This is a genomic window from Mucilaginibacter lappiensis, assembly GCF_050433765.1.
Lineage (GTDB): Bacteria > Bacteroidota > Bacteroidia > Sphingobacteriales > Sphingobacteriaceae > Mucilaginibacter > Mucilaginibacter lappiensis_A.
Window position 1 is genome coordinate 369,344 of the sequence record NZ_JBNPWP010000004.1, and the last position, 13,095, is coordinate 382,438.

Here is a 13,095-nt window from a genome sequence, read left to right on the forward strand (position 1 = left end):
ATTAAATGCAACATAATTGCATTTAATATTTTAATCTGCTATGTTTGCTTAAAATAATTGCAGATGGAAAAGAAATTACCTGTAACCGTATTAAGCGGTTTTTTAGGCAGTGGTAAAACAACTTTATTAAATCATATCCTGCACAACAAGCAGAATTTAAAGGTGGCTGTTATAGTTAACGATATGAGCGAGGTGAATATTGATGCCCGCCTCGTGGCCAATCAAAAAACATTATCCCGTACCGAAGAAAAACTGGTAGAAATGAGCAACGGCTGCATTTGCTGCACCTTACGCGAGGACCTGATGATAGAAGTAGAGAAACTGGCCAAAGAAGGCCGTTTTGATTACCTGTTGATCGAAAGCACCGGTATATCAGAACCTATTCCTATTGCCCAAACATTTAATTTTGCCGATGAAGCCGCCGGTATCGACCTGAGCCGTTTTTCGGTACTGGATACCATGGTTACCGTGGTGGATTGTTTTAACTTTTATAAAGATTTTGGCAGTTCGGAGTTGTTACTTAACCGTGATTTGGTAGATGACCCCGGCGACCGCCGTACCATAGTTAACCTGCTTACCGACCAGATTGAGTTTGCCGATGTAATATTGCTCAACAAAACCGATCTGGCATCGCCCAAACAGGTAAAAGTAATAGAGGCTTTGATCACCAAACTAAACCCCGGGGCAAAAATATTACATACCGAATTTGGAAAAGTTGATCCTGCCGAGATCTTGAACACCGGCTTGTTTGATTTCGACAAAGCCTCACAATCTGCCGGGTGGATAAAGGAATTGAACGGCGAGCACACGCCCGAAACAGAAGAATATGGCATCAGTTCGACTGTGTTCCGGTCTAAAAGGCCTTTTCATCCGGAAAGATTTTATCATTATCTGCACTATGATTTCCCGCAAAACATTATCCGTTCAAAAGGTTTGTTCTGGATAGCATCAGCACCCGATGATGCGTTAAACTTTTCGCAGGCGGGTGGTTCATCGCGATTAGAGAATGCCGGAGTTTGGTGGGCAAGCATGCCTTATCAGCAACGTATCAGATATAATGATTTTGTAGACAACCGCGAATTCATTGAAAAAGATTGGTCAAAAGATTTTGGCGACCGCCACAATGAACTGGTATTTATAGGCGAGCAATTAAACAAGGCGATGCTGATGGAAGAGCTAAATAACTGCCTGATAACTGATGCCGAGCTAAAAGATTTTTTAGCCGGGAAAAGCTTCGCTGACCCTTTTAACAACCACTCCACTTAATACCCCTGTTATATATCCAGATCATGCATCAGGTGCATAGAATCTTTAAGATCCCGGTACAGCTTTTTATATACGCTAAATAATTTGCTGTACCGCTCATGGTTTTGGCTATTTGGCTCAATAACTGTTTCACCGCTAATTTCTGTTAACCGATTATAGCTTTCAGGGTGCAACACCTGCATAGCCAGATAAATAGCGCCTACGGCCGATGCATCCTCGGGTTGCAGTACTACCAGTTTTTTACCAGTGATGTCGGCCAGGATCTGTGTCCACACGCCAGAACTTACAAAACCGCCGCTGATATTAACCTGGGTAATATTTACTGAGGCATCCTCCACGATTTTAAGTACATCGTACAGGGCAAAACATACGCCCTCAAGGGAGGCCCTTAAAAAATGAGCTCGGGTATGTACAGGTTTGATATTAAAAAAGGCTCCGCTGCTTTTGGTATCCCAAAGCGGTGCACGTTCGCCATACAAATAGGGTAAAAATATCAAACCATCGCTTCCGGCAGGTACAGTTTCAATCGCATTAAATAGTTCATCGTAATCAGCAGCTAATAGCTTTTCCTTTTGCAGAAAGTTTTTCAGCAACCAATTAATAGCTATGCCACCGTTGTTTACCGCTCCGCCACACACAAAAGTTTTTTCATTAAGCAGGTAATTGAAGGTCATTCCCTCAAAGTTGTAAACTGGGTTGGGACTGGTGATGCGCACTGCGCCACTGGTACCAATGGTAAGGGCGGCAATGCCCGGTCCGGTAGTATGGCTGCCCAAATTGGCGCAGCAGCCATCACTGGCACCAATAGTAAAATTAGTTTTTTGCGGGATACCCAACATTGCGGCTGTAGCCACATCCATATCATCACGGTAATAGGTAGTATTTTCTGGTCGCGATAGTTTATCTGCAGATACTCCGGCCAGGGTACAGGCTTCGGCGCTCCATTCCAGCTTTAAAATATCAAACAAACCCGTTGCCGAAGCAATAGAGTAATCAACCTGAAAGCTGTTAAACAACCTAAACCATATAAATTCTTTAACTGATATAAACTTATGCGCCTGGGTAAACAGCATCGGCTTATTGGTGCGCAGCCAAATCAGCTTGCATAAGGGCGACATGGCATGTATAGGCGTTCCGGTGATACGGTAGACCTCCTCGCCCTGGTCAGAATCTCTTAAACCTTGCGCAATGTTCTCGCTCCGTGCATCAGCCCAGGTTATCATAGGCGATAAGGGAATACCCTTTTTATCAACCGGTATAATACTGTGCATGGCGCTGCTCAGGCTCACCGCCTCTGGTGCATAACCTATCTTCACTACAATTTCCTGCAGGCATTTTACAAAAGCGTCCCAGATCAATAAAGGGTCCTGTTCACTATAGCCTGGCTCAGGGCTGTTAATGGGATAATGATTTTGCACTACGCCCAATGCCTCGCCGGTTAAAGTTACAGCTACCGCCTTAGTGCTGCCTGTGCCAATATCGATGCCTAAAATATATGGTTGCATATCAGGCCACAAAATAGGATTTATCTTGGGATGCAGGAAATAAATAGCGAAAACCTCACCTAAATCCTCTCCTTTGGAGAGGGAGTGAAAGCCAATTATTAATAACATGATAAGACAGACGACCATAATTAAACGCAGTATCGACTCACCCCGACATCGCTGCGCTTGTCACCCCTCTCTACGCTCCGCGCAAAGAAGGGACTTCAACATTTTTTTTCTTTACCCTCTTTGCGGCGAAGCCGGAGAGAGGGTGGTCCAGCGAAGCGTAGACCGGGTGAGTCAACTGTGGACGGTGTTATTTCCCTTCAAAGTTTGATAGCTGTCTTCTCATAGGCTATTACTCTCAATAGAGGGCCGGGGTGAGGCCCCGTCAACCCCCTCGTCCAGCTGAGATTTCCATGACAGTCCATGACAGTTCCCATATTTTTAATCTCTAAATTAGCTTTACCAATATAAACCAATTAGTGTATGCAAATAATTTTCGGAGTTTTCTTTCATTTCATCGGTGGCTTTGCCTCGGGGAGCTTTTACATCCCCTACAAAAAAATTAAAGGTTGGGCCTGGGAAAGCTACTGGATAGTAGGAGGTATTTTTTCATGGTTTATTGTACCGCCGCTGGCTGCATGGTTAACCATCCCCGGTTTTGCAGATATTATTAGTCATACCAGTACAGAAGTTATCGGGTGGACATACTTAATGGGTTTGCTTTGGGGCATTGGCGGGCTCACTTATGGTTTAGGTGTCAGGTACCTTGGCGTGTCTTTAGGCAGTACTATTATACTTGGGCTTTGCTCGGTTTTTGGCGCACTGATACCATCCGTTTATTATGATATTTTCCCGAAGGAAGGCAAGGATACTTTCAGTATGTTATTACATACTCAATGGGGGCAATTCGTTTTACTGGGCATTTTACTGTGTGTAATTGGTATTATTATCTGCGGTAAGGCAGGCATGATGAAGGAGAAAGAACTATCGGCCGATAAAACCATAGCGCAGGAAAACAAAGACTACCGTTTTGGCCTGGGTATCCTAGTAGCCATAGTATCCGGTATATTAAGCGCCTGTTTCAATTTCGGTATTGAGGCGGGTAAATCAATGGCCGATACTGCTAACCAGCTTTGGCAGGCGGCCAATCCGGGTCAGGGAAACTTTCTGTATCAAAACAATGTAACTTACATTATTATACTATGGGGTGGCCTCACCACTAATTTTATATGGTGTATGGTGCTAAACGCCCGTAATAAAACTTTTAATAACTATACCGACAAAAAAACTCCATTGCTTAAAAACTATTTGTTTGCGGCACTGGCCGGTACCACCTGGTTCCTGCAGTTCTTTTTTTACGGTATGGGCGAAAGTAAGCTGGGTAATGGTGCCAGTTCCTGGATCCTGCACATGGCCTTTATTATACTTATAGCCAACATGTGGGGCCTGGTATTAAAAGAATGGAAAGGTGTAAGTAAAAAGGCATTTGCCACTGTAATAGCCGGTATATTGGTTATTATCCTGTCGGTACTGGTAGTAGGTTATGGTAATTCAATTAAGTAAAACATCAATAATTTAACAATTAAAATAATTAAGTAGTTCAAAAAAACACTAATTCACTAAATCCACAATTCAATAATTAAAATATATGTCTGTCAGAACAACACAATTTAAGCATGTAAGCTACCTGTGGGATGATGCAAAAGCCGCCGAACTGGAAGGCGACGAAGTTGCGCTGTTAATTTACCGCTCAAACCTGCTGGGGGCCGACCTGAGGCTCACCAATTATGGTGGTGGTAATACCTCTTGTAAACTCATATCAAAAGACCCGCTAACCGGCAGCGAGGTTGAAGTAATGTGGATCAAAGGCTCGGGCGGCGATATAGGTACGCTTAAAAAAAGCGGACTGGCGGCCTTGTATGTCGACCGTTTGCGCAGCCTTAAAAACGTCTATCGTGGTGTGCAGTATGAGGATGAAATGGTTGAGCTTTTTAACCATTGCATTTATGACCTGGCGTCAAAAGCTCCTTCAATTGATACCCCGCTGCATGGCTTTTTACCCTTTAAACATATCGACCACCTGCACCCTGACGCGGCCATTGCTATTGCCGCAGCTAAGGACGGTAAAAAAATAACCCAGGAGCTGTTTAACGGTACTATAGGCTGGGTGGAGTGGAAAAAACCAGGCTTTGAACTGGGCTTGCAATTAAAGCAATGCCTTGACGAAAACCCCGGCATCCGTGGTATTATGTTAGGCTCACATGGTTTATTTACCTGGGGCGATACCGCATATGAAAGCTATATGAACACGCTGGAAGTTATTGAGCGTTGTGCCGAATATTTAGAAGAAAATTACGGCAAGAAAGGCCCTGTTTTTGGCGGTCAAAAAGTACAAAGTTTGGACGAAGCCGGCCGTAAAAAACAAGCTGCTGCTATTGCTCCTATTCTGCGTGGCTTTTGCTCAAGCCAAAAACACATGATAGGTCATTTTACCGATGATGCACGTGTGCTGGAGTTTATCAACTCCAATGATCTTGATCGTTTGGCACCTTTGGGTACCAGCTGCCCTGATCACTTTTTGCGTACCAAGATCAGTCCGTTGGTGCTTGACCTTAAACCCGGTGAGGACCTGAGCGATGTTAAAGCTTTGCAGGAACGCCTTACCCCTGCTTTTGAGGCTTACCGCCAAATGTATACCGACTATTACAATACCTGCAAGCATGATAACAGTCCGGCCATAAGAGATACCAATCCGGTGATCATCCTGTATCCGGGTGTGGGCTTGTTCTCGTTCTCCAAAGACAAACAAACTGCCCGTGTAGCAGCTGAGTTTTATACCAATGCTATCAACGTAATGAAGGGTGCCGAGGCTATCTCTGAGTATACTTCGTTACCCCGTCAGGAAGCTTTTGATATTGAATACTGGTTACTGGAAGAAGCTAAATTACAGCGTATGCCAAAAGCAAAAGCTTTATCAGGCAAAATTGCCTTGATCACAGGTAGCGCAGGTGGTATAGGTAAAGCTATCGCCAAAAAATTTGTTGACGAAGGTGCTGTAGTGATCTTAAACGATATGAACACCGAGCGTTTGGAAAGTGCCGGCGAAGAGTTTAAAAAGCAATATGGTAAAGATTCATACACCACAGCGGTGCTTGATGTTACCAATGCCGACCAGATCAATAGCGCACTTGAAATAGCAGCTTTAGCTTTTGGCGGGGTTGATATTGTTATAAATAATGCGGGCTTATCCATATCTAAATCCATCGCCGATCATACCGAAAAAGACTGGGACCTGCTATATGATGTACTGGTGAAAGGCCAGTTCTTTATTACCCAGGCCGCGGTTGCCGTAATGAAAAAACAAGCAATTGGTGGTGATGTTATCAATATTGTAAGCAAGAACGCTTTAGTAAGCGGACCAAATAACGCGGGTTATGGTTCGGCAAAAGCTGCACAGCTGCATTTAAGCCGTCTTAACGCTGCCGAATTAGGCGCTGATGGCATCCGTGTAAACGTAGTAAATCCTGATGCTGTTATCAGCGATAGCAATATTTGGGCCGGGGGATGGGCCGAAGGTCGTGCGAAGGCATACGGAATTACCGTTGCCGAGCTGCCCGCCTACTATGCCAAACGTACTCTGCTAAACGAGATCATTTTACCAGCCGATATTGCTGATGCCTGCTTTGCCTTTACCGGCGGGCTGCTCAACAAATCAACAGGTAATGTGTTAAATGTTGATGGCGGTGTGGCTATGGCATTTGTGCGATAAGGGAAGCCCCCTCTAAATCTCCCCCTGAAGGGGGAGACTTTAAAAAATACATAAGATCTAAACCTCCTCTGAGGGAATTAAACTGTCCTTTTTAAGCCCTCCCCTTCAGGGGAGGGTTTGGGTGGGGCTTAACCATTATAATCATGCAATTAGAGAAGAGCATAATTGACGAGGCTAATCATAAGCAACAGACCGCGCACCAGCGCAAGTTTGATTTTGTTGCTGCGGACATAAACGGGCTGGATACCATTATTCAAAAAATTTCAGATTTTAACATAGCTATACCCAGCTGGGCATTAGGTACCGGCGGGACACGCTTTGGCCGTTTTTCAGGCGGTGGTGAGCCACGCAGCCTCGAAGAAAAAATTGAGGATGTAGGCTTGATACATGCTTTAAACAAAAGCAGCAATTCTATCTCTCTGCACATTCCCTGGGATATCCCTAAAAACGCGTCGGATATTAAAGCATTAGCCGCACAACTCGGTTTGCACTTTGACGCGGTAAATTCCAACACCTTCCAGGATCAGCCTTCACAGCAACATAGCTACAAATATGGCTCTTTACACCATGTGGATAAAGCCGTGCGCAAACAGGCTGTGGAGCATAATATCGAGGTGATCAATTACGGTGTGGAGTTGGATTCAAAGGCATTGTCAGTTTGGCTGTCTGACGGATCAAACTTCCCCGGCCAGCTTAATATGCGCGGCGCGTTTGAGCGCACGCTGGAAAGCTTGCATGAAATTTATGACGCTTTGCCCGCCGACTGGAAAGTTTGGATAGAGTACAAACCTTATGAGCCCAATTTTTATTCGACCACTATTGGTGATTGGGGCCAATCATACCTGCTGGCATCAAAACTGGGCAAAAAGGCCCAAACTTTGGTCGATTTAGGTCACCATTTAGGCAGTACCAATATTGAGCAAATTGTTTCATTATTGCTGATGGAAGGCAAGCTGGCCGGTTTCCACTTTAACGATTCAAAATATGGTGATGATGATTTAACCGTTGGCAGCATTAATCCTTACCAACTGTTCCTGATATTTAATGAACTGGTGGAAGGCATGGATGCCCGCGGCCTGAACCATGCTACCGGCATAGGATGGATGATCGACGCATCGCATAACGTAAAAGACCCTGTAGAGGACCTGCTGCAATCTGTAGAAGCCATCAAGATAGCTTACGCCCAGGCATTACTGGTTGATCAACCTGCCCTGGTACAGGCACAACAAAACAATGATGTGGTGCTGGCGCAGGAAATTTTGCAGCACGCTTACCGCACCGATGTACGGCCGCTATTGGCCGAGGCCCGTTTACGCTCGGGCGGAGCATTAAATCCTTTAGCTGTGTACAGGCAACAGGCCGTACGCAAACAACTGATAGAAGAACGTGGAGCGCTGGCAGTATCAACCGGCTTGTAAACTATGGAGCAAATACCTGTTATAGCTATTTTTGACGTGGGTAAAACCAATAAAAAGCTGTTTCTTTTTGATGAGAACTATAAGATAGTTTTTGAAAGAACAGCCCGGTTTACCGAAACCCACGACGAGGATGGCGACCCTTGCGAAAACCTCGACAGCCTGCGGCTGTCGGTGTTTGATTCGTTGAGGGAAATATTTAAGCATAAGGAGTTTGACCTTAAAGCGGTCAACTTTTCAACCTATGGAGCCAGCTTTGTTTATGTTGACGAAGATGGTAGTCCACTTACACCTTTGTATAATTACCTTAAACCATATCCACCAGAGTTGGGCAAGCAGTTTTATGAAACCTATGGCGATGAAGCCCGGTTTGCACATGAAACTGCTTCGCCTGTTTTGGGTAATTTAAACTCGGGACTGCAGCTTTACCGGCTTAAATACCAACAGCCCGAAGTTTTTAACAAGGTGAAATACGCCCTGCATTTACCACAATACATGAGCTATCTGCTCAGCGGCCAAATGGTTACCGACCTTACCAGTATAGGTTGCCACACCGCACTTTGGGATTTTAGTAAAAATACCTACCATGAATGGTTAAACCGCGAAGGCATCCTGCCCAAAATGGCGCCCCTGAAACCTGCCGATGGGGTACTCTCGGCAGTATTTCCGGGGAGTACTTATAGTGTGGGCATTGGTTTGCATGATAGTTCGGCGGCGCTTATTCCTTACCTGGTGAGCTTTAATATGCCTTTTGTACTCATATCAACAGGTACATGGTCCATTAGCCTGAACCCTTTTAATCAAACTCCCCTTACCGAGGAAGAACTTAAAAATGATTGCTTGAATTATCTGCAATATAAAGGCAGTCCGGTTAAGGCATCGCGGCTGTTTACAGGTTACGAATATGAGCAACAGGTAAAACGCATTGCTGCTCATTTTAACCAGGATGCGATCAGGTATCGCACTATGAATTTTGCCCCTGCTATTGTTGCCCGGTTACAAACAAAAGATGCACCGCAATCCAAACCTCAGGAGGGTGAGCTACAAAAATCGGCCTTTGAGCAACGCAACCTGGCCGATTTTAGTAATGATACAGAAGCCTATCACCAGTTAATGATTGATATTGTTCAGCAGCAAACGATATCTACCGGGTATGTGCTGCAGGGCTGTAAAGTACAAAGGATTTTTGTAGATGGTGGCTTCAGCAAAAACACAGTGTTTATGCACCTGTTGGCTTTCGCCTTTCCTCATTTAGAAGTTTACGCGGCATCAATGGCGCAGGCCACCGCCGTAGGTACAGCACTTGCCATACATCAGGCCTGGAACACCAAATCCCTCCCGCATGATCTTATCGAACTGAAATATTACTCAGGAGTACAGAATGAGGTGGTTTGAGTAGAATTAAATTAAAAAACGCGTCATTGCGAGGCACGAAGCAATTAGCCCCACCCAACCCTCCCCGGAAGGGAGGGCCAAAAAATAAAAGTCTCCCCTACCGGGGGAGATTTAGAGGGGGCTTACCGCAATGACGCGTTGTAGCTAATTGCCTTGCTTATTCCCCTGCTTTACCAACTCCACAATATCATTAATAAGCCCGGCATCTTTAATTATCCTCTCGTGCCCGGTGGCTGCATATTCTTTGGATAAAACCGAAGGATGCATGGCTAAAAACTCCTGCAGGTACTCAAGAGGAGCAACTTTATCTCCCGGATCATAAGCCAGCCAATGTTTTACAGCAGCACCTTCAGTATACAAATCAGTTAGCTTAAAATAGGATACAGGCACTTTAAACAATGATTCAAAACTTTCAAAAAACTTAGACTGTGCCGCTTGCGGAACTTCAGCGAAAGTCATGGTAGCTGTAAAGTTTTCTTTTAACCTTACCATTGGGGTTATGTTTATCAATAAAGATGGTTTAATTGCAGTTTCGCTTATCGCCATGATATTGGCCATTACTCCCAGCGAGTGCCCTATCATTATATCGGACGCACCATAGGTTCCGATAACAACTTCCGTGGCCCTGGCAAAAAGTAACAGGTTGGATAATTCACCTTCAGAACTGCCGTTACCCGGGGCATCAAAGGCTACAATCTGCAGGTTTTCAATAGTCCTGAGTGCTGTGATCAAATCGGAAAAATCAGCTGCTTTAGAGCCCCAGCCATGAGTGATCAATACCTTGCGCTTGCCATTACCCCATATAAAACCGTTAAATTTTAATACGGAATGGCTAAAATGCGAATCATCAACTTCCAGCGTAAATGATGTTGCCTCGTCAAGCAACTGCTGGCTTTGCAGCCTTACCGGCATTTTGGGCGAATAACAGATGAGCTGCCACAGCAGATCGCTTACGTCTTCACCATCGGTATAGTTTAGTGCTTTAACCTGGGTAAAAAGTTCTTTCAGTTTTTTCATAGGTGAGTTGTTACTATCAAAGGTAGAAACCTCTTTTAAAGTCAACCCATTTGCAAATGTCATTTTAAAGAAAATGACATCCTTTTTAAAAAGATATAAGCTTTACCTTTTACCCGTTCCCAACCATAACAGTGTATTAAGGATTAATTTATTCTGAATATCGTTATCAAATGTTTGTGATTGCTCTTTATTGGTTCCGCCGTCATAATCAATAGCGTTGTGGCCCATGTTAAAATAAACCATCCGGTAGTTTTTGTTTGTCCATACAACGGGGTAGTAACCGCTATGCCAAATCTCACTCTGTTTTGGCCCTGTACCTAACGGAAAACTGGCAGAATCAATAGATAACAGGATCTTAATATCCGGATTAGTACGCAGGTCTTTTTCCCACCTGTACCATTCGTTAGGCGACGCTTTAAAGGTAGTAGGCAACCCTTTAGTTACCGAATGTTTAGCATCCTCCACCCTTAAAATGGCCGAAGTTGGATGCCAGGTATTGCTTTTATACTGGCCAGATCCTAAGAACTCATTATGGTACCAATCCCAGTTTTGGGGATAATCTGACGGGGTAAGCGCAAAGGCCGAGAAGTGAAAACCCATCCATGCGCCGCCTTTTTTCATGTATTGCTCAAACGCCGCCCTTTGCGCAGGGTCATCGGCACGGGTATCTAAAAATATTACCACCTGATATTTAGCCAAAAACTCCGGGTTCATATCGCTCCAGTTTTTGGTGGAGTCATAGGTGAAATTATATTTTTTAGCCATCTGCGGGAACCATCGGTTTGCTTCGTGCATAAAGCTGATATGTGCCTTATCATTCCGGCCGGTATAAAAGGCTATCACCTTAAATTTAGCTTTATGATCTTGTGCCTTGGCACTGTAAAAACTAAAACATATTACACAAATTACAATTGCCAGCGCAGTAATTTTTTGAATACCGGTACGGGTGGTCATGGCTAAATTATTGGTTAATGGTTGCTGCCATAAAACTAATTGATTTTAAGTGAATGTAAATGTTAAAAACGGGCATGAGAGGTGATGTAGGGGTGAGAATAGAGGCAAGAGATTAGAAACAAGAATCAAGAGATAAGAAAAACGCATCACCTCAAATAATAAAATACACAAACCAACTCCAATAATTACCTATTGTAAAAAAAGTTTCCGACTTTCGGATTAAACAGAGACCTGAACTTTCGGACTTCCCCGGCTTTCGGTCTTTCTGACTTAAAACAAATATATGTCGCCCGGAATATTACTTTCTTTTATCATCGGTTACTTTTTAGTGTTATTGGTCATATCATGGCTCACCTCAAAAAAATCATCAGATAACGATACCTTTTTTGTAGCCAACCGCAATTCCAAATGGTACCTGGTAGCCTTCGGGATGATCGGCACAGCCTTAAGCGGGGTTACCTTTATTTCGGTACCGGGCAAAGTTGGCGCTCCCTCCGGCGATGAATTCTCCTACTTCCAATTTGTATTGGGTAATGCCGCGGGATTTATCGTAGTTGCTACCGTATTGCTACCGCTGTATTACCGGCTTAAGCTTACCTCTATTTACAGTTATATTGAGGGCGCTTTAGGTACCTGGAGCTACAAAACCGCGGCAGGCATATTCCTCATCAGCAGGGTTATTGGCTCTGCATTCCGGCTTTACCTGGTGGTTATTGTGTTGCAAAGGTTTATTTTCGATAGCTATCATATTCCTTTCGCGGTAACGGTGCTTATTTGTTTGCTGCTTATCTGGTCGTATACGTTTAAGGGTGGGTTAAAAACCATCATCATTACCGATAGTTTGCAGACGTTTTTCCTGGTGCTGTCAGTATTCCTGTCGATATATTTTATTTGCCAGAGCCTGCACATGAGCATTTTTGAGGCTGCCGATGCTATCAAAAACAGCAGCTACTCCAAAATATTTTTCTTTAATGATTTTTTAAGCAGCAAATTCCACTTCACCAAAGCCTTTTTAGGTGGCTTGTTTATCACCGTATGCATGGTTGGGCTTGACCAGGACCTGATGCAAAAAAACCTGAGCCTGAAAAATATAAAGGAAGCGCAAAAAAACATGTTCAGCTTTACCGGCGTGTTCGTGGTGATCAATATTTTCTTTCTAAGTGTGGGCGCTTTGCTTTGGATATACGCCAACAAATACGGCATCCACGTTGAAAAAACCGATTACCTATACCCTACTATCGCCCTAAAATACCTGGGAATAGTGCCGGCTATGGTATTTATGCTGGGATTAACCGCAGCCACATTTGCCACTACAGATTCGGCCCTTACCGCGCTTACTACTTCGTTTTGTGTTGATTTTTTGAACTTTAATAAAAGAGGGGATGTAAATAGCAAAAAAATGGTAAGCGCCCGGCACGTAGTGCACGTTGGTTTTTCGGGGCTCATGTTTTTAACCATCATTATATTTAACGCCATTAATAACGATGCGGTGGTGAATGCTATATTTAAAGTTGCATCATATACCTACGGACCACTGTTAGGTTTGTATTCGTTTGGCCTGTTTGTTGGTAATCGACAGGTACGGGATAAACTGGTGCCGTTTATTTGCATTATCTCGCCAGCGATATGTTATTTTTTAAGTACAGAATCAAAGCATATATTAGGCGGATATGTTTTTGACAACGAGCTTATCATTGTTAACGGATTAATTACATTTGTTGGCCTTTGGATAACGTCAACATCAAAAACAAAGGTGGCAACGTTATAGTTTATTAATATTTTATAAAAG

Annotated in this window: 9 protein-coding genes; 6 read left to right on the forward strand and 3 right to left on the reverse strand. The window is 43.8% G+C overall.

The window, feature by feature from the left end:
• The first annotated feature begins 63 nt into the window (after positions 1-63).
• Complete coding sequence (locus M2273_RS14700; protein ID WP_429398071.1) at positions 64-1,266, forward strand: GTP-binding protein; 1,203 nt, start codon at positions 64-66, stop codon at positions 1,264-1,266.
• Positions 1,267-1,274: 8 nt separating this feature from the next.
• Here the strand turns inward: M2273_RS14700 and M2273_RS14705 are convergent, their stop codons facing one another.
• Complete coding sequence (locus M2273_RS14705; RefSeq protein WP_429398073.1) at positions 1,275-2,879, reverse strand: gluconokinase; 1,605 nt, start codon at positions 2,877-2,879, stop codon at positions 1,275-1,277.
• Positions 2,880-3,239: 360 nt separating this feature from the next.
• Between M2273_RS14705 and rhaT the strand changes: the two genes are divergently transcribed.
• From rhaT to M2273_RS14725, 4 genes are all read left to right on the forward strand, one after another.
• Entirely contained in the window at positions 3,240-4,319 is a 1,080-nt protein-coding gene (gene rhaT / locus M2273_RS14710) for an L-rhamnose/proton symporter RhaT (protein ID WP_429398075.1), read from the forward strand.
• An 85-nt stretch (positions 4,320-4,404) separates the two neighbouring features.
• A complete protein-coding gene (locus M2273_RS14715) occupies positions 4,405-6,525 on the forward strand; it encodes a bifunctional aldolase/short-chain dehydrogenase (RefSeq protein WP_429398077.1) in 2,121 nt (706 codons plus the stop codon).
• A gap of 143 nt (positions 6,526-6,668) precedes the next feature.
• Positions 6,669-7,943 (forward strand): TIM barrel protein, encoded by a 1,275-nt coding sequence (locus M2273_RS14720; RefSeq protein WP_429398078.1) that lies wholly within the window; start codon positions 6,669-6,671, stop codon positions 7,941-7,943.
• 3 nt (positions 7,944-7,946) lie between these two features.
• Entirely contained in the window at positions 7,947-9,335 is a 1,389-nt protein-coding gene (locus tag M2273_RS14725) for an FGGY-family carbohydrate kinase (RefSeq protein ID WP_429398080.1), read from the forward strand.
• 144 nt (positions 9,336-9,479) lie between these two features.
• Here M2273_RS14725 and M2273_RS14730 read toward each other — a convergent pair whose 3' ends face one another.
• Together M2273_RS14730 and M2273_RS14735 are read right to left on the reverse strand one after the other, a co-directional pair.
• On the reverse strand, positions 9,480-10,352 hold the full coding sequence (locus tag M2273_RS14730; protein ID WP_429398082.1) for an alpha/beta fold hydrolase: 873 nt from the start codon (positions 10,350-10,352) through the stop codon (positions 9,480-9,482).
• Between the two features lie 102 nt (positions 10,353-10,454).
• Positions 10,455-11,306 (reverse strand): ThuA domain-containing protein, encoded by an 852-nt coding sequence (locus M2273_RS14735; RefSeq protein WP_429398084.1) that lies wholly within the window; start codon positions 11,304-11,306, stop codon positions 10,455-10,457.
• A 283-nt stretch (positions 11,307-11,589) separates the two neighbouring features.
• Between M2273_RS14735 and M2273_RS14740 the strand changes: the two genes are divergently transcribed.
• A complete protein-coding gene (locus M2273_RS14740) occupies positions 11,590-13,074 on the forward strand; it encodes a sodium:solute symporter (protein ID WP_429398086.1) in 1,485 nt (494 codons plus the stop codon).
• Positions 13,075-13,095: the final 21 nt, after the last annotated feature.

Coding starts and splice junctions, on each gene's coding strand:
- M2273_RS14725 (WP_429398080.1), top strand. CDS start 7,947: ATGGAGCAAATACCTGTTATAGCTATTTTTGACGTGGGTAAAACCAAT.
- M2273_RS14735 (WP_429398084.1), bottom strand. CDS start 11,306: ATGACCACCCGTACCGGTATTCAAAAAATTACTGCGCTGGCAATTGTA.
- M2273_RS14730 (WP_429398082.1), bottom strand. CDS start 10,352: ATGAAAAAACTGAAAGAACTTTTTACCCAGGTTAAAGCACTAAACTAT.
- M2273_RS14715 (WP_429398077.1), top strand. CDS start 4,405: ATGTCTGTCAGAACAACACAATTTAAGCATGTAAGCTACCTGTGGGAT.
- M2273_RS14720 (WP_429398078.1), top strand. CDS start 6,669: ATGCAATTAGAGAAGAGCATAATTGACGAGGCTAATCATAAGCAACAG.
- M2273_RS14740 (WP_429398086.1), top strand. CDS start 11,590: ATGTCGCCCGGAATATTACTTTCTTTTATCATCGGTTACTTTTTAGTG.
- M2273_RS14705 (WP_429398073.1), bottom strand. CDS start 2,879: ATGTTATTAATAATTGGCTTTCACTCCCTCTCCAAAGGAGAGGATTTA.
- rhaT (WP_429398075.1), top strand. CDS start 3,240: ATGCAAATAATTTTCGGAGTTTTCTTTCATTTCATCGGTGGCTTTGCC.
- M2273_RS14700 (WP_429398071.1), top strand. CDS start 64: ATGGAAAAGAAATTACCTGTAACCGTATTAAGCGGTTTTTTAGGCAGT.